Here is a 25,369-nt window from a genome sequence, read left to right as displayed (position 1 = left end):
CCAAGTCAGGAGATCCCGAGTTCCTTGCCGATGAATTCGAACATTTCGTCGTCCGAGGCGTCTTCGAGCCGATCCGCCACGGATTCGGTGCCCTCGCCCGGATCGCAGGCCGCGAGCAGGGCGCGCAGCCGGTCCTTGACCTTGCCGCGGATCGCGTCGTCCGGGCTTCCCCCGGCGAACGCGGCCTCCAGCCGGTCGAGTTCCGCCAGCACCCCCAGCGGCGGTGGCGCGTCGTCCACGACGATCTCCGCGCCGACCAGTTCCGCCACCGCGGCGGTGGTCGGATGGTCGAAGACCAGCGTGGCCGGCAGCCGGAGACCGGTGGCCTCGTTGACCCGGTTGCGCAGTTCGACCGCGGCGAGCGAGTCGAACCCGAGTTCGGTGAACGCCTTGTCCGGGTCGACCTGCTCGGGACCGGCGTGCCCGAGGACACCGGCGACGTGTGTGGCGACGAGGTTCAGCAGCGCCGCGGCGCGTTCCTCCCCGGTCATCCCGGCCAGTTCCGCCTTGAGCGCGTCCCCGGTCGGCGAACCGGCGGTCTCGGCGCGTTTGCCGGTACCGCGGATCAGGCCGCGCAGCAGGGGCGGGACGTCGGTGCCGAGGCCCGCCCGCACCGCGGCGAGGTCCAGCCGCATCGGCAACAGCACCGGTTCGGCCGCCGTCACCGCGATGTCGAACAGCGCCAGTCCCTCCTCTGTGGACAATGCGCCCGCGCCGGAGGCCGTCATCCGTTCCAGGTCGCGGCCGGACATACCGCCCGCCATCCCGTCACCGGCCCAGAGCCCCCAGGCGAGCGAGGTCGCCGGCAGCCCGTGCGCACGGCGATGCCGGGCGAGCGCGTCGAGGAAAGCGTTGGCCGCCGCGTAGTTCGCCTGCCCTGGATTGCCGAAAGTGCCCGCCGCGGAGGAGAACAGCACGAACTCGTCGACGTCGCCCACCAGTTCGTGCAGGTTCACCGCGGCGTCGACCTTCGGCCGCAGGACGGCGTCGAACCGTTCCGGAGTGAGACCGTCGAGGATGACGTCGTCGAGGACACCGGCGGCGTGGACGACCCCGGTCACCGGATGCTCGGCCAGAAGACGTTGCAGCGCTTCACGATCTGCCGCGTCGCAAGCGACCACAGCGACCTCGGCGCCCAACCCTCGCAGTTCGTCGGCCAGTTCGCCCGCGCCCGGCGCGTCCGGGCCGCGGCGACCGGCGAGCACCAGCCGGGTCTTCCCGTGCGCGGTGACCAGATGCCGGGCCAGTGCCGCGCCGAGCGCGCCGGTGCCGCCGGTGATCAGCACGGCCCCGTCGGCCCGCGCCTTGCCTTCGACCGGCGTCACGGCCGGTTTGACCAGCCGTGGCGCCTTCACCGTTCCCTCGCGCAACTCCAGCTGAGGTTCGCCGGAAGCGAGGGCGGGCAACAGCACGCGATACGACGCGTCCTGTTCGTCGAGGTCGACCAGCACGAACCGGCCGGGGTGCTCGGACTGCGCCGAGCGGACCAGGCCCCAGATCACCGCCTGCGCCGGTTCGTCGACGGCGCCACCGGTGACCAGCACCAGCCGGGAACCGGCGAACCGGTCCTCGGCCAGCCACGTACGGACCAGCTCCAGCGCGCGGTGGGCGGCGGTGTGCGCGGCGGCTGCCAGCCCTTGACGGTGGTCCGGCGCGCACGAAACGAAGACCAGCTCGGGCACCCGGTCGATCACCTCGGCCAGCGCGGCGAGATCGGCGTAAGCCTGGCCGCGATAGCCGGCGGCGGTGAGCGCGGCGTCGAGTTTGTAGTCGTCGACACCGACGACGGCCCAGCTCGCGGCCACGGCGGCGGTGGGATCGAGCGGAACCGGCGCCCACTCCAGGCCGAACAGCGACTCGTGGCTGCCCTGTCGCCCGCCGAGCTGCTCCAGCGAGACCGGACGCAGCGTCAAAGCGTCCACTGTGGCCACCAGCCTGCCGGTCTCGTCCGCCGCGGCCAGGGAGACCGCGTTCTCCCCCGCCGGTGACAGCCGGACCCGCAGGGCACGCGCACCGGAGGCGTGGAGCCGGACGCCGGACCAGGCGAACGGCAGGCGCACGCGCCCGGCAGCCACGTCGGCCTCCTGCTCACCCCCTTTGGCGAAGCCCAGAGCGTGCAAGGCGGCGTCGAGCAACGCCGGGTGCAGGCCGAAACCTTCGGTCGGGGTGTCCTCGGGGAGGTCGACCTGGGCCCAGATGTCGTCCCCTCGCCGCCGGGCGGAGCGAAGTCCCTGGAAGACCGGGCCGTACTCGAGCCCGGCGGCGGCCAATCCGTCGTAGAGGCCGTCGGTTTCGACGGTCTCGGCATCGGCGGCCGCCCAGGCCGAAAGATCGAACGGCGCGCCCGCCGCCAGAGGCGACACGGTTCCGGTGGCGTGGCGAATCCAGTCGCCGTCGTCGGGGCGGGAGTAGACGTCCAGCGCGCGCCTGCCGGTCTCGTCCGGCGCGGCCGCGACGATCCGCAGCGCCGTGCCACCGTGGTCCGGCAGCACCAGCGGCGCTTCCAAGGTCAGTTCGTCGACGGCCGCGCAGCCGGTCAGCTCCCCGGCCCGCAACGCGAGCTCGACGAACGCCGTACCCGGCAGGAGGGTCGTCCCGGCGACGACGTGGTCGGCCAGCCACGGCTGCTCCTGCACCGACAGCCTGCCGGTGAACAGCACCGCACCGCTGTCCGGCGCCTCGATCGCCGCGCCGAGCAGCGGATGCCCGGCGGGCGACTGCCCCAGCCCGGTGACGTCACCCACCGCGGGGGCTACGGGCCGCAGCCAGAACCGTTCGTGCTGGAAGGCGTAGGTGGGCAGATCGATCTTCCGGCCGGGGAGCGCCTTCGCCCAGTCGACCCGGACGCCGTCGACGTGCAACCGCGCGAGCGCGGTGACGAACGACTCGACGTCGGACCGGCCGGCGCGCAGCGACGGCACGAACAGCGGAGCGTCCACTGTGGATTCGTTCGTGACGCAGTGCTCGCCGATGGCGGTCAGCGGCGCGTCCGGGCCGAGTTCCAGATAGCGGCGGACGCCGTGCGCTTCCAGGGTCCGGACGGCGTCGCAGAACCGGACCGCGTCCCGTACGTGCCGGACCCAGTACTCGCTCGATCGTGCCTGGTCGCCGGTCAGCGGCTCACCGGTCAACGTGGACACCAGCGGGATCCGCGGTTCGGCGGCTTGGACGCCGTCGAGTACGGCACGGAATTCGCCGAGCATCCCGTCCATGAGCGGCGAGTGGAACGCGTGGCTGACGGTGAGCCGTTTGGTCTTGCGGCCGCGTTCGGCGAACCCGGCGGCCAGCGCGGTCACGGCGGCCTCTTCGCCGGAGACGACGACCGACACCGGGCCGTTGATCGCGGCGATCGACACGGTCTCGCCGTCGATCAGCGGCCGGACCTCCTCTTCGGTGGCCTGGACGGCGATCATCGCGCCGCCCGGGGGCAGCGCCTGCATGAGCCTGCCGCGCGCGGCGACCACGGTGCAGGCGTCCTCCAGCGACCAGACCCCGGCGACGTGGGCCGCCGCCAGTTCCCCGATCGAATGCCCGGCCAGGAAGTCCGGCCGGACGCCGCGGCTCTCGACGAGCCGGAACAGCGCGACCTCGACGGCGAACATCGCGCACTGGGTGTACTCGGTGCGGTCGATCAGGTCACTGGTGAGCGCCTCGCGCAGCGGACGGTCCAGCAGAGCGTCGAAACGAGCGCAGATCTCGTCGAAGGCTTGAGCGAAGACGGGGAACGCGGCCGACAGTTCGTCGGCCATCCCGGCACGCTGGCTGCCCTGACCGGTGAAGAGGAACGCGAGCTTCCCGCCCGGTTTCGCGAGACCGGTGACGAAGTCGCCCGGTTCTCCCCCGGCCAGTGCGGCGAGCGCGTCGAGCAGTCCATCGCGGTCGCCCGCGGTGACGACCGCCCGGTGCTCGAAAAGTCCCCGCGTGGCAAGCGTTTGCGCGACGTCGGCGAACTCGGGCGCGGATCCGGTCAGCAACCGGGCACGCAACCTGGCGGCCTGCCCACGCAGAGCGTCCTGAGTCTTGGCGGACAACGGGAAGGCGAGTACATCCGGCTGGTCGACCGGTGCCACGTCCCCGGCGCCGTCCGCTTCCAGGACGACATGCGAGTTGGTCCCGCTGATCCCGAACGACGACACCCCGGCCCGCCGCGGACGACCGGTGTCCGGCCACTCCCGCGATTCGGTGAGCAGGGCGACGGCGCCTTCCGTCCAGTCCACATGGGACGAAGGCTCATCGACGTGCAGGGTCTTGGGCAGCACGCCGTGCCGCATCGCCTCGACCATCTTGATCACGCTCGCCACCCCCGCGGCGGCCTGGGTGTGGCCGAGGTTGGACTTCACCGAGCCAAGCCACAACGGCTCTTCCCGATCCTGCCCGTATGTGGCGAGCAGGGCTTGTGCCTCGATCGGGTCGCCAAGAGTCGTTCCCGTGCCGTGCGCCTCGACGGCGTCCACATCGGACGGTTGCAATCCGGCCTGTGCCAAAGCCTGACGGATCACTCGTTGCTGCGACGGACCGTTCGGCGCCGTCAGCCCGTTCGACGCGCCGTCCTGGTTCACCGCCGTACCACGCAGGACAGCCAGCACCTGGTGGCCGTTGCGACGGGCATCCGAAAGGCGCTCCAGCAGCAGCATGCCGACGCCCTCGCCCCACGCCGTGCCGTCCGCGGTCTCGGAGAACGCCTTGATCCGGCCGTCGGGCGCCATCCCGCGCTGGCGGCTGAACTCGATGAAAGTGTCCGGAGTGGACATCACCGCGACACCACCGGCCAGCGCCAGGCCGCATTCGCCTTGCCGCAGCGCCTGCGCCGCGAGGTGCATCGCGACCAGCGAAGACGAACACGCCGTGTCGATGCTGACCGCCGGGCCTTCCAGCCCGAAGGCGTAGGCGAGGCGCCCCGAGATCACGCTGCCCGAGTTCCCCGTGCCGAGGTACCCCTCCAGATCCGCCGGGATCTCGGTGAGCCGCGAAACGTAGTCGTGGTACATCGCCCCGGCGAAGACGCCGGTCGCGGAACCGCGCAAGGTGGCCGGGTCGATCCCGGCCCGTTCGAAGGCTTCCCAGGACGTCTCCAGGAGCAACCGCTGCTGCGGGTCCATCGCCAGCGCCTCACGCGGCGAAATCCCGAAGAACCCTGGGTCGAAGTCCCCGGCGTCGTGCAGGAATCCGCCGTAGCGGGTGCAAGAGGTGCCGGGCCTGGACGCCTCGGGGTCGTACAGACCTTCGACGTCCCAGCCCCGGTCCGCCGGGAACGGGGTGATGCCGTCGCGGCCTTCGCTGACCAGCCGCCAGAGGTCTTCCGGTGAGCGGACACCGCCGGGGAACCGGCAGGCCATGCCGACGATGGCGATCGGTTCGTCCACCGGTGCCGTGGTGACGACGGCGGCCGCGACCGTGGTGCCGGACAGTTCCTCCCGCAGCCGGGAGACGACCGCGTCGGAGTTCGGGTGGTCGAACACGAGGGTGGCGGGCAGGCGCAGACCGGTCGCGGAGTTCAGCCGGTTCCGCAGGTCCACCGACGTGAGCGAATCGAAGCCGAGTTCGGTGAACGCTCGGTCCGACGGCACGTCCTCCGGGCCGGAGTAACCCAGCACCGCGGCGACCTGTGTCCGCACGAGTTCGAGCAGACGTGCGTCACGGTCCTCTTCGGACAGTCCCGCGAGCTGACGTTTCCACGCCGACGCGCCGGCGGAGCGCCGCGCGGGAGCCTTGATCAGACCGCGCAGCAGGGACGGCACGTCGGAGCCGAGTTCGGCGCGGAGCGCGGCGAGGTCGAGCTTCATCGGCAGGACGACGCCGTCACCCGCGGTGTCGAACAGGCGCAGCCCCTCCTCGGTGGTGAGCCCGGACCCGGTGAGCCTGGCGACGGCGGCGGAGGCGTCCATCCCGTCGTCGGTGTCCCAGAGACCCCAGGCCAGTGACCGGGCCGGGAGCCCGTTGGCCAGCCGGTGCTGTGCCAGGGCGTCCAAGAAGGCGTTCGCCGCGGCGTAGTTCGCCTGTCCGGCGTTGCCGAACGTGCCCGCCGCCGAGGAGAACAGCACGAACTCGTCGACGTCGCCCGCCAGTTCGTGCAGGTTCAGCGCCGCGTCGGCCTTGGGCCGCAGGACGGCGTCGAACCGTTCGGGGGTCAAGCTGTCGATCAGACCGTCGTCGAGGACGCCGGCCGCGTGCACCACCGCGGTGAGCGGATGCTCGGGGTCGATCCCGGCCAGCAGTTCCGCGAGGGCTTCCCGGTCGGCGACGTCGCAGGACTCCAGGACCGCGGAGGCACCGAGCCCGGTCAGTTCCGCCAACAGGTCCGTGGCACCGGGGGCGGCGGCACCGCTGCGGCTGACCAGCAGCAGGTGCCGCACGCCGTGTCCGGAGACCAGGTGACGGGCCAGTGATCGGCCCAGCGCGCCGGTGGCCCCGGTGAGCAGGACGGTCCCTTCCGGATCGAACCGCGGTGCCGTGCCGGAGGGCACGCTCTTCACCAGACGTGGCGCCCAAAGCTTCCCGTCGCGGATGGCGAGTTGCGCTTCGCCAGTGGCGACGGCTCCGGCCAGGTCCACTGTTTCGCCGTCGGTGTCGATGAGCACGAACCGGCCCGGGTGCTCGGACTGCGCCGACCGCACCAGCCCCCAGACGGCGGCGCGGGCGAGATCACGCGTGTCCTCCCCCGCCACCGACACGGCGCCGCTGGTCTGCACGACCAGGATGGTGTCGGCGTTGTCTTCGTCGGCGAGCCAGGATTGGAGCGCCGCAAGCGTTTGCGCGGTCGCGTCGTGCACATTCGCCACACTGTCCACTTCGGACCGGATAACCATGACGGGTGCGGCCTCCGCGGCACGGAGGCGGACCGGGACCCACTCCACCCGGAACAGCGAGTCGCCGCCACCCCCGAACGCGGCGGGGTCGACCTGGCGGACGGTCAACCCGGCGACGGTCGCCACCGGCCCGCCTGATCCATCCGCGATCGTCAGGGAGAGCGTGTCGCCGATCCCGGTGAGCCGGACGCGCAGGCTCGTGGCGCCGAGGCCGGTGAGCGAGACACCCGACCATAGGAAGGGCAGCCGGGCCCCGCCTTCGGTGTTCAGCGCGCCGAGTCCGGCGGTGTGCAGGGCCGCGTCCAGCAGGGCCGGGTGCAGGCCGAAGCGCGCGGCGTCGCCGTGGTGACGTTCGTCGAGGTCGATCTCGGCGTACACCGTGGTGCCGTCGAGCCACGCGGCGCGGACGCCTTGGAAGACCGGGCCGTAGTTCAGGCCCGCGTCGGCGAGCGCGTCGTACAGCCCGTCGACGTCGGTCTCCTCGGCGGCGGGCGGCCACGACGTGAGGTCGGCGGGCGTGACACCGGTGTCCTCGGTCAGCGTCCCGACCGCATGGCGGATCCAGGGCTCGTCGTCGGCGCGGGAATGCACGCTGACCGCGCACACACCGATGTCGTCCGGTTCGCGGACCCACACGCGCAGATCGACACCGCCGTGCTCCGGCAGGACCAGCGGGCTCTCCAGGGTGAGTTCGTCGAGGACGACGGCGCCGTGCCGTCGTCCGGCGGCGAGCGCCAGATCGACGAACGCGGTGCCGGGCAGGAGCACGGTCTCCCCGACGGCGTGGTCGGTGAGCCAGGGCTGGGCCGAAAGCGACAGCCTGCCGGTGAACACGGTCCCACCGGAGTCCGGCAGGGTCACCGCGCCACCGAGCAGCGGGTGCCCGGCGTCGGCCAGTCCCGCCGCGGTCAGATCGCCGGCCGCGGCGCCCGCGTCGAGCCAGAACTCCGTGCGCTGGAAGGCATACGTCGGCAGATCCACCCGCCGGGCCCCGGCGGACAACGGGCTCCAGTCGACGTCGGCGCCGTGGACGTGCAGTCCGGCGACCGCTGTCAGCAGGGTCGTGACCTCGGGCTTGTCGCGCCGCAGGGCGGGGACGACGACCGCGTCCTCGAGGCTGTCCTGGGCCATCGCGGTCAGCACGCCGTCCGGCCCGATCTCCAGGAACCGCGTGACGCCCTCGGCCTCCAGGAACTTGACCGAATCGTGGAACCGCACCGCGTCACGGACATGCCGGACCCAGTAGTCCGAAGTGGACACTTCAGCTAGACCACCCGACACGATCGGGATCCGCGGCGCCGCGAACGTCAGGCCCTCCACCACGGTGCGGAAGCCGTCCAGCATCGGCTCCATCAACGGCGAGTGGAACGCGTGACTCACGGTAAGTCGCTTGTGTTTGCGGCCCTCGACCACAGCGGCGACGGCGTCTTCGTCACCCGAGACGACCACCGACTCCGGGCCGTTGATGGCGGCGATCGACACCCGCTCCGTCAGCAGCGGGGTCACCTCCGCTTCGGTCGCCCGCAGTGCCACCATCGCGCCACCCGTGGGCAGCGCCTGCATCAACCGGCCGCGCGCCGACACCAGCGTCACCGCATCGTCGAGGGAAAGCACACCCGCGACGTGGGCGGCCGCGATCTCACCGACCGAATGCCCGGCCAAGAAGTCCGGCCGAACACCCCAGCTCTCCACCAACCGGAACAGCGCCACCTCAAGAGCGAACAACGCACACTGCGTATTCGCCGTCTGATTCAGCTCCTCGGCCGACAAGTCCCTGAGCGGCTGCTCGAACCGGGAACACACCTCGTCATAAGCCTCGGCGAACACCGGGAAACGCTCGGCCAGCTCACGCCCCATCCCGAGCCGCTGACTGCCCTGACCGGTGAACAGGAACGCCGTCCGGCCGGTGTGCCGGGCGATTCCCCGGACGATCCCCTCGGTGGTCTCGCCGTGCGCGAGCGCATCCAGCGTGGCGAGGAGACCATCACGGTCACCGGCCACGAGCACGGCACGATGCTCCAGGTCCGCCCGCGCCGTGAGAGCGAGCGCGACGTCCGCCGCGGTCACGTCGGGAGTGGCAAGCAGGTGGTCGTGAAGGCGAGCCGCCTGCGCGCGCAACGCTTCCTCGGTCTTGCCGGACAGCGGCCACGGCGGAACATCCGGGCTTCCGGGCGGCTCGGCGGCCTCCGGCTCGACGGCCTCGATGATGGTGTGCGCGTTGGTCCCGCTGATCCCGAACGACGACACCCCGGCGCGCCGCAGACGACCGGTGTCCGGCCACTCCCGCGATTCCGTCACCAGGGACACCGCGCCATCGGACCAGTCCACATGGGACGACGGCCCGTCGACGTGCAGCGTCTTGGGCAGCACGCCGTGCCGCATCGCCTCGACCATCTTGATCACGCCCGCGACACCGGCGGCGGCCTGGGTGTGACCGAGGTTCGACTTCACCGAACCCAGCCACAACGGCTCTTCCCGATCCTGCCCATATGTGGCGAGCAGAGCTTGCGCCTCGATCGGGTCACCGAGTGTCGTCCCGGTTCCGTGCGCTTCGACAGCGTCCACATCGGACGGACGAAGACCGGCCTGCGCCAAAGCCTGACGGATCACCCGCTGCTGCGACGGCCCGTTCGGCGCTGTGAGCCCGTTCGACGCGCCGTCCTGGTTCACCGCCGAGCCGCGAACCACGGCCAGTACCCGGTGACCATTGCGGCGGGCGTCCGAAAGGCGCTCCAGCAGGAGCATGCCGACGCCCTCGCCCCAGCCGGTGCCGTCCGCGGCCTCGGCGAAGGATTTGCACCGGCCGTCGGCGGCCATCCCACGCTGGCGGCTGAACTCGACGAAGGTGTTGGGCGTCGCCATCACGGTCACACCGCCCGCGAGCGCGAGCGAACATTCGCCCTGCCGCAACGCCTGTCCGGCGAGGTGCATCGCGACCAGCGACGACGAGCAGGCCGTGTCGATGCTGACCGCGGGGCCTTCCAGCCCGAAGGTGTAGGCCAGGCGTCCCGAGATCACACTGCCCGAGTTCCCCGTGCCGAGGTAGCCCTCGACGTCCTCCGGCACGGAGTTCAGCCGCGCCGCGTAGTCGTGGTACATCACGCCGGCGAAGACGCCGGTCTTGCTGCCCCGCACCGCGTGCGGATCGATCCCGGCGCGTTCGAAGACCTCCCACGAAGTCTCCAGCAGCAACCGCTGTTGCGGATCCATCGCCAGCGCCTCACGCGGCGAGATCCCGAAGAACGCCGCGTCGAATTCGCCCGCGTCGTGCAGGAATCCGCCCTCGCGGGCGTAGCTCTTGCCCGCCTTGCCGGGGTCCGCGTCGTAGACGTCTTCCCAGCCCCGGTTGACCGGGAACTCCGAGACCCCGTCTCGGCCGGATGCGACCAGGTCCCACAGTTCTTCCGGGGAGGTGACGCCGCCCGGGTAGCGGCAGGCCATACCGATGATCGCGATCGGCTCGTCGACCGGACCGGTGCGCACCGGCACGTCCGGCGCCTCCGCGAGCCCGCCCCCGGCGAGCCCCTCCAGCAGGTGTTCGGCGAGCACGAGCGGGGTCGGGTAGTCGAAGACGAGGGTCGCGGCCAGCCGCAGGCCGGTGACCTCGGTCAGCCGGTTGCGCAGTTCGACCGCCGCCAGCGAGTCGAAACCGAGTTCCTGGAACGGTTTCCCGGCGTCGATCGCCTCCGAACCGAGGTGGCCCAGCACGATGGCGACGTGCGTCCGCACGATCTCCAGGAGTTCCCGGCTCCGTTCGGCCGGGGTGAGCGCGGCCAGCCGGTCGGCGAGCGCACCCGCCGAACCGGTGACGGCGGCGCGGCGGGCAGGCCGGATCAGGCCGCGGAACAACGGCGGCACGTCGCCGCCGAGCCGCGCGCGCAACGCGGGCAGGTCGAGCCGGATCGGGACGAGTGCGGCGTCGTCGAGCGCCGTCGCGGCGTCGAAGAGCGCTATGCCGTCCTCTGTGGACAGTGCGGGGAAGCCGGGGCGGGCGGTGAGCGCGTCGCCCATTCCGGCGGCCCACATCCCCCAGGCCAGCGCCGTGCCGGGCTGCCCGTTCGCCTGGCGATGCCGGGCGAGGGCGTCGAGGAAGGCGTTCGCGGCGGCGTAGTTCGCCTGCCCTTCGTTGCCGAACACCCCGGCGGCCGAGGAGAACAGGACGAGTTCGGTGTCAACGAGCAGTTCGTGCAGATGCACGGCGGCATCCACTTTGGACCTCAGCACGGCGGTGAGGCGCTCCGGGGACAGGTCACCGAGGAGTCCGTCGTCCAGCACACCCGCCGCGTGCACGGCGAGGGTGATCGGCTGATCGGCCAGCAGAGCGGCGAGCGCGTCGCGGTCGGCGGCGTCGCAGGCTTCGATCCGGACGTCGGCGCCGAGCGCGGTCAGCTCGCGGGTGAGGGTGTCCGCGCCGGGGGCCGCCGCGCCGCGACGGCTGGTGAGCAGCAGCCGCCGGACACCGCGCGACCGGACGAGGTGCCGGGCGAGATCCGCGCCGAGCGCGCCGGTGCCACCGGTGACGAGCACCGTCCCGGAGAGGTCACCGGGCTCGGTGGAGGCACGCGAGGCGCGGACGAGCCGGGCACCGGACAGGACGCCCTCGCGGAGCATGAGTTCGGGTTCGCCGGTGGCGACGGCGGCCGCGACGAGTTCGGGCGCGGGCTCCGTGTCGGTGTCGAGGAGGACGAACCGGTCCGGGAACTCCGCCTGAGCGGTGCGGACGAGACCCCAGACGGTGGCCTGCGCCGGATGCGGCACGGCGTCCCCGACGGCACCGCTGGTCAGGAAGACGAGTTTCGGCCCGCCGTCGTCGGCGCGCACCAGTTCGAGTGCGCGGACCGCGGCCGCGTGGGCGTCGCCGAGCAGGTCGCCGGTGTACCCGGTGAACGAGGCGACGACGTGCTCCGCGGCGGCCTCGGCGGGGATTGTGAGCGGCTGCCAGTCCACCCGGAACAACGCGTCGCGCACCGGGTTTCGCGAGGTGAGGGCGCCGGACGGGACCGCGCGGACGAGGAGGCCGTCGGCGGTGAACACCGGCCGTCCCTCCGGATCCGCGACGGCCAACGCGATCGTGTCCGGCCCCGCCGGGGTCAGGCGCACGCGGATCGTGGTCGCCCCGAAAGCCCTCAGGCTCACGCCGGACCACGAGAACGGGAGCCGCGCCTCGGTGGCGTCCAGCGCGCCGAGGCCGGCGGCGTGCAGGGCCGAGTCGAGCAGGGCCGGATGGATCCCGAACCGGGCCGCGTCGGCCTTCTCGGCGTCGGCGAGCTCGATTTCGGCGTAGACGGCCGATTCGTGGGTCCAGGCGGCACGGACGCACTGGAAGGCGGGCCCGTAGTCGAGGCCGACCTCGGCGAGCGCGCCGTACAAGCCGTCGATCGCGACCGGCTCGGCGCCTTCGGGGGGCCAAACGGCGAGGCTGAAGTCGGTGTCGGGGAAGCCGGGGGCGAGGACACCGGTCGCGTGGCACGACCATTCGGCGTCGGCGGCCTCGGGGCGGGAATGGACACCGACGGTGCGCCTGCCGGTCTCGTCCGGCGCGCCGACGACCAGCTGAAGGCTGAGCGCGTCGTGTTCGGGCAGGGCGAGGGGTTCCCGCAGGGTCAGTTCCTCCACGATCCCGCAGTCGACCTTGTCCCCGGCGTGCAGCACGAGATCGACGAAGGCGGTACCCGGCAGCAGGACATGCCCCGCGACCACGTGCCCGGCCAGCCACGGCTGCGCCGCGAGGGAAAGCCGCCCGGTGAGCAGGACGCCATGCGCGTCGGCCATCGTGACGACGGCGCCGAGCAGCGGATGGTCGGTGGCGCCCAGGCCCAGGCTCGCCGCGTCGCCCTCGGCGTTCAGCGGGCCGTCCAGCCAGAAACGGCGGTGCTGGAAAGCATAGGTGGGCAGGTCGACGCGGCGGGCGCCGGCGAGCAGCGGCGTCCAGTCGACGGCCGCCCCGTGGACGTGCAGGGTGGAGACCGCGGCGAGCAGGGTGACGTCCTCCGCGCGATTGCGGCGCGTGGCCGCGACGACGACCGCGTCCTCGGTGCTTTCCTGGGCCATGGCGGTGAGGACCGCGTCCGGGCCGATCTCCAGGAACCGCGTGACACCCTCGGCTTCCAGGAAGCGCACCGAATCGTGGAACCGCACCGCGTCACGGACATGCCGGACCCAATAGTCCGCAGTGGACACTTCGGCCAGACCGCCGGAGACGATCGGAATCCGCGGCGCCTCATACGACAGGCTCTCCGCGACCGCGCGGAAGTCGCCGAGCATCGGCTCCATCAGCGGCGAGTGGAACGCGTGGCTCACGGCGAGCCGTTTGTGTTTGCGGCCGTCGAAGCGGGACACCACAGCGGCCACGGCGTCTTCGTCACCGGAAAGGACCACCGACTCTGGACCGTTGATCGCGGCCAGCGACACCCGGTCCGTCAGCAGCGGGACGACCTCGGCCTCGGTCGCCTGCAAGGCCACCATGGCACCGCCGGTGGGCAACGCCTGCATCAACCGGCCTCGCGCCGACACCAGTTTCACGGCGTCATCGAGGCTGAACACGCCCGCGACATGAGCGGCCGCGATCTCGCCGATCGAGTGGCCCGCCAGGAAATCGGGTGTGACGCCCCAGCTCTCCACCAGCCGGAACAGCGCCACCTCGAAGGCGAACAACGCGCACTGGGTGTTCGCCGTCTGGTTCAGTTCCTCTGTGGACAGTTCCTTGATCGGCCGCTCGAACCGGGCGCAGACGTCGTCGAAGGTCTCGGCGAACACCGGGAACCGCTCGGCGAGCTCCCGGCCCATCCCTCGGCGCTGGCTGCCCTGGCCGGTGAACAGGAACGCCGTCCGGCCGTCGGCGGCGACGCCGTGGGCGACCCCGGAGGTCACGGCGCCGGCGGCGAGGATGTCCAGCCCCGCGAGCAGCTGGTCCCGGTCGGCCGCGACGATCGCGCCCCGGTGCTCGTGCAGGACGCGGGTCGTGGCGAGCGACGCGGCGACATCGGCGACGCTCAGCTCGGGCCTGGCGAGGACGTGCGAGCGCAGCCGCACGACCTGATCGCGCAACGCGTCCGCGGTCTTGCCGGACAGGACCGCGGGTACGGCGCCGGTGGGCGGCACACCTGCGACTTCTTCGCTCTCAGGGGCTTGCTCGATGATGGTGTGCGCGTTGGTGCCGCTGACGCCGAACGAGGACACGCCCGCGCGGCGGGGCTGCCCGGTCTCCGGCCACTCGCGTGCTTCGGTGAGCAGTTCGACGGCACCGGCCGACCAGTCCACTTTGGACGACGGGTCGTCCGCGTGCAGGGTGCGCGGGAGGACACCATGCCGGATCGCCTGCACCATCTTGATCACGCCGCCGACCCCCGCGGCGGACTGGGAGTGCCCGATGTTCGATTTCAGCGAGCCCAGCCACAACGGCCGGTCCGCGGACTTCTCGCGGCCATAGGTGGCCAGCAGCGCCTGCGCCTCGATCGGGTCGCCCAGGGTGGTCCCGGTGCCGTGGCCCTCCACGACGTCGACCTGTCCGGCCGAAAGGCGGGCGTTCTCCAGGGCCTGCCGGATGACCCGCTGTTGTGACGGGCCGTTCGGCACGCTGAGACCGCTGCTCGCCCCGTCCTGGTTGACCGCGCTGCCGCTGACGACGGCGAGCACCTCGTGGCCGAGCCGCTGCGCGTCGGAGAGCTTCTCCACCAGCAGCATCCCGACACCTTCGGCCCACGACGTGCCGTCCGCTCCGTCCGAATAGGACTTGCAGCGGCCGTCCGCGGCGAGCCCGCGCTGACGGCTGAAGTCGACGAACGTGTCCGGTGTGGACATCACCGCGACGCCGCCGGCGAGCGCCATCGTGCATTCGCCCTGCCGCAACGCCTGCGCGGCCAGATGCAGTGCGACGAGCGAGGACGAGCACGCGGTGTCGATCGTCACCGCCGGGCCTTCCAGCCCGAAGGTGTAGGCGACGCGCCCGGAAACGACGCTGCCCGAGTTCCCGGTGCCGAGGTAGCCCTCGAGTTCCTCCGGGATCGCGGCGAGGCGGGAGACGTAGTCGTGGTACATCACCCCGGCGAACACCCCGGTCCGGCTGCCCCGCAGGGAGCCCGGGTCGATCCCCGCGCGTTCGAAGGTCTCCCAGGAGATCTCCAGCAGCAGCCGCTGCTGGGGGTCCATGGCGAGCGCTTCCCTCGGCGAGATCCCGAAGAAGGCAGGGTCGAATTCGCCCGCGCCGTCGAGGAAACCGCCCTCGCGGCAGTACGACGTACCGGGCTTCTCCCCCGTCGGGTCGTACAGCGCGGACAGGTCCCAGCCGCGGTCGGCGGGGAACCCGGAGATCCCGTCGCGGCCCTCGGCGACCAGCTCCCACAGATCCTCCGGCGACCGCACGCCCCCGGGGAACCGGCAGGCCATCCCGATGATGGCGATCGGCTCGTGGCCGCGGTCCTCGGCCTCCTTCAGCCGTCGCCGGGTCTCCCGCAGGTCGGCGGTCGCGCGCTTGAGGTAGTCGAGGTACTTGTCTTCGTTCGCCACGGAAGGGTCTCCCAGGTCAGGCGGTTCAGGACGCGCCGAGTTCGTGATCGAGCAGGTCGAACAGTTCGTCCGCGGTGGCCGACTCCAGCGAGTCGTCGGCCTCGGCGGCGGGCTCGCCGGTCCACGCCGCCAGCAGCGTGCGCAGGCGCGCGGTGACCCCGGCGCGGTCCCCGTTCGCCGGGGCGGCGGTGGCCAGCAGCGCTTCGAGCCGGTCGAGCCCGGCGTGCACCGACGCGGTGGTGGCCACCCCTTCGGCGGGCAGTTCGGCCGCGAGGTGCCCGGCCAGCGCGGCCGGGTTGGGGTGGTCGAACACCACCGTCGTCGAGAGTTTCAGCCCGCTCAGCGCGCACAGCTGGTTGCGCAGTTCGACCGCGCTGAGCGAATCCATCCCGAGTTCGACGAAGCCCTTGGCCGGATCGATCGCCCCGGCGCCCGCGTGACCGAGCGCGGCCGCGACCTGCTCGCGCACCACCTCCAGCACCGCGTCGTCGCGTTCGGCGCCGGTCAGGCCCGAAAGCCTGTCCTGCAACGCCGGATCGGTGGGGACGGACGCGGCGCGCCGGGACGACGTCCGCACCATTCCGCGCAGCAACGGGGGCAGCACCGCGGGATCCACATCGCGGAGCGAGGACGGCGTCAGCGCCATCGGCAGCACCACCGGTCCGGCGCCGGAGGCCGCGTCGAACAGGGCGAGCCCGGCTTCCGGGGTCAGCGCGGCGATACCGGTGCGGCCCATCCTGGCCAGGTCGGTGTCGCTCAGTTCGCCCGTCATGCCACCGTCGGTCGCCCACAGTCCCCAGGCGAGCGACGTGGCCGGGAGCCCTTGGGCGTGACGGTGGCGGGCGAGCGCGTCGAGGAACGCGTTGGCCGCCGCGTAGTTCGCCTGCCCGGGATTGCCGAACGTGGCCGACGCCGACGAGAACAGCACGAACTCGTCGACGTCGCCCGCGAGTTCGTGCAGGTTCAGCGCCGCGTCGACCTTCGGCCGCAGCACCTTCGCCAGCCGCTCCGGGGTCAGCGCATCGACCAGACCGTCGTCGAGTACGCCGGCCGTGTGCACGACAGCGGTCAGCTCGTGCCCGGCGAGGGCCGCCTCCAGCGCCGCGCGGTCGGCGACGTCGCAGGCCTCGACGGTGACGTCGGCACCCGCGGCCGTCAGGTCGGCCACCAGATCCTTGGCTCCCTCGGCTTCCAGTCCACGACGGGAGACCAGCAGCAGCCGGGTCACGCCGCGTGCGGTCACCAGATGCCGGGCCACCAGCGCGCCGAGCGCTCCCGTACCGCCGGTGACCAGCACCGTCTTGCCGGGATCGAGCGCGACCGGAGCGGCCGCGGCGGTCTTGCGGACCAGCCTCGGCGCGTACGCGGCACCGTTCTCCAGCCGCAGTTCGGGATCGTCGGCCGACACCCGGACCGGATCCGCGGTGGTCTCGGCGATGCCGAACCGGCCGGGGTGCTCGGACGAGGCAGAGCGGAACAGTCCCCGTACCGCGGCCTGGGCCAGATCGGTTCCGTCGGTCACCAGGACGAGCCGGTGCGTGTCCAGCCGCTCGTCGGCGAGCCAGTCCCGCACCTGGCGCAGCGCCCACACGGTCGCGTCGTGCACCGCCTCGGCGGTCTCCCCGGACGGGCAGACCAGCAGCGCGACTTCCGGCGTCTTGGCGGCAAGCAAGGCGGCGACGTCCACATAGGACTCTCCAGTGCCGACTCTGACGTCCTCTGTGGACACTTCCTCGGCGGGCACCTCGGTCCACTCGACGTGGAACAGCGAGCTGCTCCCCTGCCGGTTTCCCAGCTGCTCCGGCGAAATCCGGCGGAAGATCAGGGAATCGACCGTGGCCACCGGAGCGCCTTCGCCATCGGTGAGCAGCAGCGAGATCGTGTCCGGAGCGGGCGAGGACAGCCGCACCCGCAACGTCCGCGCACCGGTCGCGGCCAGCGAGACACCCTTCCACGTGAACGGCAGGAAAGGTCCTTCGCTCTCGCCCTCCAGCCGGAGCTTCGACGCGTGCAGCGCGGCGTCCAGCAGCGCGGGGTGGACGCCGAAGCCTTCGGCGTCACGGAAGCGGTCCTCGGGCAGCGAAACCTCCGCGTAGACGTCGTCCCCGGCCTTCCACGCCGCGCGCAGGCCCTGGAACAACGGCCCGTACTCGAAACCGGTGCCGTCGAGCCGGTCGTAGAAATCCCCGACCGGGATCTCGATGCCCTCCGGCGGCCAGCTGACCAGGTTCCCGCTGGCAGCCGGGGTTCCGGTGGACAGGAGGCCGATGGCGTGCCGCGTCCACGGTTCGTCGTCGGCGGCGGCTCCGGCGCGGGAATGGATCTCGATCGTGCGCTCGCCGTCCTCGCCGGGCTCGCCGACGGTGACGTGCAGCCGGACGTCGCCGCTCTCCGGCAGCGCCAGCGGGGCCTCCAAGGTCAGCTCGGCGACGGTCCCGCAGCCGGCGCGGTCACCGGCATGCAGTGCGAGGTCGACGAACGCGGTGCCGGGAAGCAGAGCCGTACCGAGTACGACGTGCTCCGCGAGCCACGGCTGAGTCCGCAGGGAAAGCCTTCCGGTGAACGAGATCCCACTCCCGCCGGGCACCGGGACGGCCGCACCGAGGAGCGCGTGCCCGGCCTCGCCGAGTCCGAACGCGGCCGCGTCGCCCGTGGTCGTGCCGGTGCTCGCCAGCCAGAAGTGCCGGTGCTCGAAGGGATACGTGGGCAGCGTGACCCGGTTCGCCTGGACACCGTCGAACACGCCTGTCCAGTCGATTCCGACGCCGTGGACGTAAAGGCGGCCGAGCGTCGCGGCCAGCGCGGCGACCTCCGGATGTTCCCCGCGCAGAGTCGGGATCAGCACAGTGTCTTCGAGGAAGTCCTTCGCCATGGCGGAAAGGACGCCCTCCGGGCCGAGTTCGACGAAGGCGCGCACACCCTCGGCTTCGGCGAACCGGATCGCGTCGTGGAACCGCACCGCCTCGCGCACGTGCCGCACCCAGTACCCGGGTGAGGCGATTTCGGGATCGGGACGGCCGGTCACCGTGGACACGATCGGGATCCGCGGCTCGCTGAAGGAAAGCGCCGACACGACCCGGCGGAAGTCCGCGAGCATCGGTTCCATCAGCGGCGAGTGGAACGCGTGACTGACCACGAGCCGCTTGCTCTTGCGGTCCGCGAACCGGTCCAGCACGGCGGTGACGGCGTCCTCGGCCCCGGACAGCACCACCGCTTCCGGACCGTTGACCGCGGCGAGCGACACGTGCTCGGTGAGCAGCGGAGTCACCTCGTCTTCGTTGGCCTGCAAGGCGATCATCACGCCGCGGGACGGCAGGGCACCCATGAGCCTGCCGCGCGCCTCGACCATCGTGGCCGCGTCCGCGAGCGACAGGACCCCGGCGACATGCGCGGCCGCGATCTCGCCGACCGAATGCCCGAGCAGCAGCGCGGGCCGGACACCCCAGCTCTCCAGCAGCCGGAACAGCGCGACCTCGACGGCGAACAGTGCGCATTGCGCGAACGCCGTTTCGTGCACTCGCTCGGTTTCGAGGACTTCGCGCAGCGAGAGCCCGAGGCGCGGATCCAGATGGGCGCACACTTCGTCGAACGCGGCGGCGAACACCGGGAAGCGGGCCGCGAGTTCGGCGCCCATCCCGGGTTTCTGGCTGCCCTGCCCGGTGAACAGGAACCCCGGCGCCCCGGCGGTGAGCGCGCCGCGCAGCACAGCCGCGCTCGGCGTCCCCTCGGCGAGGAGAGCGAGTTCGCGCAGACGATCCGGCCCGGTCACGGCGGCCCGGACTTCCAGCCCCGCACGGACGGTCGCCAGCGTGTACGCGATGTCGGAGTCGTCCCCGGGGTGCTCTTCCAGGCGCGCGTGCAGCCGAGAAGCCTGTGCCCGCAACGCTTCCTCGGTCTTGGCCGAAAGCACCCACGGCACCCACGTGTCCCCGGCGGCGGGAGGTGCCGCGCTCTCGGGGACCTCTTCGATCAGCGTGTGCACGTTGGTCCCGCTGACCCCGAAGGAGGAGACGCCCGCCCGGCGCGGACGGCCGGTGTCCGGCCAGTCCACCGGTTCGGAGAGCAACCGGACGTCACCCGCGGTCCAGTCCACCTCCGTGGTCGGCGCGTCGACGTGCAACGTCCGCGGCAGGACACCGTGCCGGATCGCCTGCACCATCTTGATCACGCCCGCCACACCCGACGCCGACTGCGTGTGCCCCAGGTTCGACTTGACCGAACCGAGCCACAGCGGGTGCTCGCGTTCCCCGCCGTACGCGGCGAGCAAGGCCTGCGCCTCGATCGGGTCGCCGAGGCTGGTTCCGGTGCCGTGTGCCTCGACGGCGTCCACATCGGACGGTGCGAAACCGGCGTTCGCCAGTGCCTGGCGGATCACCCGTTGCTGAGACGGCCCGTTCGGCGCGCTCAGCCCGTTGGACGCTCCGTCCTGGTTCACCGCCGAACCGCGCACCAGCGCCAGAACGGGGTGGCCGAGGCGGCGCGCGTCGGAAAGCCGTTCCACCAGAAGGATCCCGGCGCCCTCGGACCACGCGGTGCCGTCGGCGGCGTCGGCGAACGCCTTGCAGCGCCCGTCCGGCGCGAGCCCGCGCTGACGGCTGAACTCCACGAACGCGGCAGGGTTGGCCATCACGGTCACCCCGCCCGCCAGCGCCAGCGAACATTCGCCGCGCCGCAGGGCCTGCGCCGCGAGATGCAGTGCCACCAGCGACGATGAGCACGCGGTGTCGATCGTCACCGCCGGGCCTTCCAGCCCGAACGTGTAGGAGAGGCGCCCGGAGACGACCGCGGTGGCGGTTCCGGTGAGGAAGTAGCCCTCGGTGCCTTCGGGCGCGTCGGTGGCGTCCAAGCCGTAGTTCTGGAAGGAAGCGCCGACGAAGACGCCGGTCGCGCTCCCCCGCAGGGTCGCCGGGTCGATCCCGGCGCGTTCGAACGCCTCCCACGACGTCTCCAGCAGCAACCGCTGCTGCGGATCCATCGCCAGCGCCTCACGCGGCGAGATCCCGAAGAACGCCGCGTCGAAACCGCCCGCGTCGTCGAGGAAGCCGCCTTCACGGGCGTAGGTGGTGCCGAGGTGCGCGGGGTCCGGGTCGTAGAGCGCGTCGAGGTCCCAGCCGCGGTCGCCGGGGAACGCGGCCATCGCGTCCCCGCCGTCCGCGACGAAGTCCCAGAACTTCTCCGGATCCGTGATCCCGCCGGGGAACCGGCAGCTCATCGCGACGATCGCGATCGGCTCGTCGTCGGTCACCACCACGGCGGGGGCGGCCTGGGTCCCGGTGACGTCGCCGGTCAGTTCGGCGACGAGATGACCGGCGAGCGCCGAGGCCGACGGATGGTCGAAGACCAGGGTCGCGGGCAGCCGCAGCCCGGTGGCGGCGGCCAGCCGGTCGCGGACCTCGACCGCGGTCAGGGAATCGAAACCGAGGTCGCGGAAGGCCCGGTCCGGCTCGACGGCGGCGGCACCACCGTGGCCGAGGACGGCGGCCGCCTGCGCGCGGACCAGGTCGAGCACGATGCGGGCCCGGTCTGCCTCGGGGGCGGCCAGCAGTCCGGCGGCGAATTCGGAGCCACCTTGTCCGGTGGTGTCGGCGGATAGCGCCTCGCGGACCTCGGGTAACGCGTCCAGCAGCGGCCGGGGCCGGGCGAGGGCGAATCCGGGGGCGAACCGCGCCCAGTCGACGTCGGCGACCGCGACGAAGGTCTCGTCGTGCGAAACGGCTTGGACGAGCGCGGAGACGGCGAGCGCCGGGTCCATCGCGGCCAGCCCGAGGCGGCGCAAGCGGTCGACGTCGTCCTGACCGGCCAGCCCGCTGCCGCCGCCCCACAGTCCCCAAGCCACCGAGGTGGCGGGCAGGCCACGGGCACGACGGCGTTCGGCGAGCGCGTCCAAGGCGGCGTTCGCGGCGCCGTAGGCACCCTGCCCGGCGCCACCCCAGACACCCGCGTTGGAGGAGAAGAGCACGAAGGCGTCCAGTTCGGTGCCTTCGAGGAGTTCGTCGAGGTGAGCGGCACCGCCCGCCTTGGCGGCGAGCGCGTCGGCGAGTTCCGCCGGGCCGGTCTCGGCGAGCGACGCGGTGGTCCCGACCCCCGCCGTGTGCACGACGGCGTTCGGCGGATACTCGGCCAGCACCGCGGCCAGTGCCTCGCGATCGCCGACGTCGCAGGCGGCGAACGTCACCCGCGCACCGAGTCCGGCGAGTTCTTCGCGCAATTCCGCCGCACCCTCGGCCGCCGCCCCGCGCCTGCTGGTGAGCACCAGGTGTTCGGTGCCGTTCCCGGCGAGCCACCGCGCCACATGGGCGGCCACCGCACCGGTGCCGCCGGTGACCAGGACGGTTCCGCGCGGCCGCCATTCCGGCGCGACGGCGTCCCCGAGCGGCGCCCGCACGAGCCGCCGCAGGTAGACCCCGGACGACCGCACGGCGACCTGGTCCTCGGGGCCACTGGCGAGCACCCCGGCGAGCCGGGCCGCGGCGCGTTCGTCGAGTTCCTCAGGAAGGTCGACGAGGCCGCCCCAGCGTTCGGGGTGTTCGAGACCGATCGCCCGGCCGAGGCCCCACGCCGCGGCCTGCGTGTTCGGGCTCTCCGAGCGGCCGACGGCGACCGCGCCGGTGGTGACTATCCACAGTGGAGCGTCGAATCCGTCGAGCTTTCGGACAAGGTCCGTGGTCGCGGCGAGCCCAGCGGGTACCACGGGTTGGTCCGGATGCGGCCGTTCGTCGAGTGCCAGCAAGGACAGCACGCCGTCGACCGGCTCGTGCGGCAGTTCATCATCGGGGCTCGCGAGCAGGACACGGGCACCGAGTCGGGTGAGCGCCTCCGCGACGGGCGGCACCGGCCCGGGCGGGACGACCAGCAACCACGTCCCGTCGAGGGTGGCCGCGGATGTCCCGGTCGCGGGGCCCCAGTCGATCCGGTACCGCCAGCCGTCCACTGTGGACTTTTCGAGGCCGGAGCGACGCCAGGCCGAGAGCGCGGGAAGCACCGCGTCCCAGGCTCCCTCCCCGGCGGGCACGGCGGCGTCGAGCGCGCCGGTGTCGGCCTGGTCGACGGCCGCCCAGAAGCGCAGTTCGGCATCCGTCCCGCCCTGTCGGGCAACGGCGGCGTCGAGCCAGTACGGCACCCGCTGGAAGGCGTAGGTGGGCAGGTCGACCCTGGTCGCAGTGGGCCACAACGCGGCCCAATTCGGGCGAAGGCCGCGCACGTGCGCCTCGGCCAGCGACGTCAGGAACCGGCGAAGCCCGCCCTCGTCGCGGCGCAGTGAACCGAGCGCGACCGCCTGGACGCCTCGTTCCTCGATGGTTTCGGTGACGCTGCCGGTCAGCACCGGATGCGCGCTGGCCTCGACGAAGAACCGGTGACCGTCGTCGAGCAGCCGCTGGACGGACCGGTCGAACCGGACGGTGGCCCGCAGGTTCCGGAACCAGTACTCGGGGGTCAGGCCGGCCGTGTCGAGGGGTTCCCCGGTCACCGCCGAGTAGAACGGCACGGTGGACGCTCGGTGTTCGACGTCGGCGAGCAGGCCGAGCAGTTCCTCGCGCAGCACGTCCACCTGCGGTGAATGCGAGGCGTAGTCCACCGGGATCCGGCGGGCACGAACGCCGTCCGCCGCGCAGGCGGCGACGAGCCCGTCGAGCGCTTCGGGGTCGCCGGAGACCACGACCGACGCGGGTCCGTTGACCGCGGCCACGGCGACCCGGTCGCCCCACTTCGTCAGCCGAGGGAGCACGTCGTCGCGGCCGAGGGCGACCGCGACCATGCCCCCGGCGCCCGAAAGCGCGAGGATGGCTTTGGCCCGCAAGGCGACGACCTTGGCGGCGTCGGCCAGCGACAGGGCGCCGGACACGTACGCGGCGGCGATCTCGCCCTGGCTGTGCCCGGTCACGGCGTCGGGTTCGACCCCGCACGCCCGCCACAGCGCCGCCAGCGACACGTTGACCGCGAAGAGGGCGGGCTGCACGACGTCGACGCGCTCCAGCGCCGTCGCGTCGCCGAGTACGTCGGTGAGCTTCCAGTCCACAAAGGACGACAGAGCACGCTCGCAGTCGAGCAGCGCGGCCCGGAACACCGGTGAGGAATCCTTGAGTTCCAGCGCCATCCCGGCCCATTGCGAGCCCTGCCCGGGAAAGACGAACGCGACCTTGCCCGGCGGCAGAGCGATGCCTTCGACCAGTCCTGCCGCAGGCGCCCCGGCAGCCAAGGCGTCGAGCGACGCTTCCGCATCGGCCACCACGACGGCGCGATGCTCCAGCGCGGCACGGGACGTCGCGAGCGAGAAAGCGGCGTCGGTCAGGGATTCCGTCTGGCGAAGGTGCTCACGCAGCCGGGCGGACTGCGCGCGCAGAGCCTCGGCGCTCCGGGCGGACAGGAGCAACGGCGTCGCCCCGTCGCCGAGCGGTGATTCGCCTTGACGCTCGGCGGGTTCGGCCTCCGGCGCCTGTTCGACGATGACGTGCGCATTGGTGCCGCTGACCCCGAACGAGGAGATCCCGGCGCGGCGCGCCTCCCCGGTCTCCGGCCACGGGCGAGCCTCGGTGAGCAGTTCGACCGCGCCCGCTTCCCAGTCCACTTTGGACGACGGGGTGTCGATGTGCAGAGTCATCGGGGCGATCCCGTGCCGGATCGCCTGGACCATCTTGATCACGCCGCCGACCCCGGCGGCCGCCTGGGTGTGCCCGACGTTCGACTTCAGCGACCCGAGCCACAGTGGACGGACGCGTTCTTGCCCGTAGGCGGCGAGCAGGGCCTGTGCTTCGATCGGGTCGCCGAGCGTCGTCCCCGTGCCGTGCGCCTCGACGACGTCGACCTGGTGCGGCGCGAGGCCGGCGCTGTCGAGCGCCTGCCGGATCACCCGCTGCTGCGACGGGCCGTTCGGCGCGGTGAGCCCGCTGCTCGCGCCGTCCTGGTTGACCGCGGTGCCGCGTACCACGGCGAGGACCGGATGCCCGTGGCGACGGGCGTCGGAAAGCCGTTCGAGCAGCAGGATCCCGGCACCCTCGGCCCAGCCGGTGCCGTCGGCCGCGTCAGCGAAGGGTTTGCAACGGCCGTCGGGCGCCATCCCGCGCTGACGGCTGAACTCCACGAAGGTCTCGGGCGAGGCCATCACGGTCACCCCACCCGCCAGCGCGAGCGTGGATTCCCCGCGTCGGAGCGACTCGGCGGCGAGGTGCAGCGCGACCAGCGAAGACGAGCACGCGGTGTCGATGGTGACGGCGGGGCCTTCGAGACCGAAGGTGTAGGCGACGCGGCCGGAGGCGACGCTCCCGGCGCTGCCGTTGCCGAGGTAGCCCTCGAACTCGCGCAGTTCTTCGGCGCGGGGGTCGAGCCTGGAGCCGTAGTCGTTGTACATCACCCCGGCGAACACGCCGGTCCGGCTGCCGCGCACGGAAAGCGGGTCGATCCCGGCGCGTTCGAAGACCTCCCAGGCGGTCTCCAGCAGGAGGCGCTGCTGCGGGTCGACGGTGAGCGCCTCGCGCGGGCTGATACCGAAGAACGCGGCGTCGAACTCGTGGGCGTCGTAGAGGAAACCGCCCTCGCGCGTGTAGGTCTTGCCGTGCCGCGCGGGGTCGGGGTCGTAGAGCGCCTCGACGTCCCAGCCCCGGTCGGCGGGGAAACCGCCCACCGCGTCGGTGCCCGCGGCCACGAGGTCCCACAGCTGCTCCGGGCCGCGGACGCCGCCCGGGTACCGGCAGGCCATCCCGATGATCGCGATCGGCTCGTGCTCCCGCGCCTCGGCCTCCCGTAGCCGGGCCCGGGTCCGATGCAGGTCGGCCGACACCCGCTTGAGGTAGTCGCGCAGCTTCTCCTCGTTCAGCATCAGTAGCCAACCTCTTCGCGCCGGGAAAAACGAAATGCCACTCGAGGAAAAGCTAGGTGAGCTGCGAAGAGGCGGACAACCCCTAGCCGCCCCTACGTCCCCTTAGGGAATAGGCGACGAACAGGGCCTCACGAAAGCCACTTTCGAGACCCGTCTCCGGCCGGGACGAAGGCTCCTTTCGCCACATCAGACGCGGTGAAGGGAGCCTTCAGCCCACGTGCCTCCGGTCGAGCCACCGCCGGGG

Annotated in this window: 2 protein-coding genes; both read right to left on the bottom strand. The window is 72.2% G+C overall.

Annotated elements, in window-relative coordinates; all coding sequences use genetic code 11:
• Positions 1–5: 5 nt before the first annotated feature.
• Positions 6–15,311, bottom strand: a complete 15,306-nt coding sequence (locus AMK34_RS38580; RefSeq protein ID WP_073848705.1) for a type I polyketide synthase — start codon at positions 15,309–15,311, stop codon at positions 6–8.
• 25 nt (positions 15,312–15,336) lie between these two features.
• Positions 15,337–25,128, bottom strand: a complete 9,792-nt coding sequence (locus tag AMK34_RS38575; RefSeq protein WP_443111221.1) for a type I polyketide synthase — start codon at positions 25,126–25,128, stop codon at positions 15,337–15,339.
• Between the last annotated feature and the right edge of the window lie 241 nt (positions 25,129–25,369).

This window comes from Amycolatopsis sp. CB00013 (genome assembly GCF_001905755.1).
In the GTDB taxonomy this organism is placed as follows: domain Bacteria; phylum Actinomycetota; class Actinomycetes; order Mycobacteriales; family Pseudonocardiaceae; genus Amycolatopsis; species Amycolatopsis japonica.
This window is presented reverse-complemented; position numbering and strand designations above follow the sequence as displayed.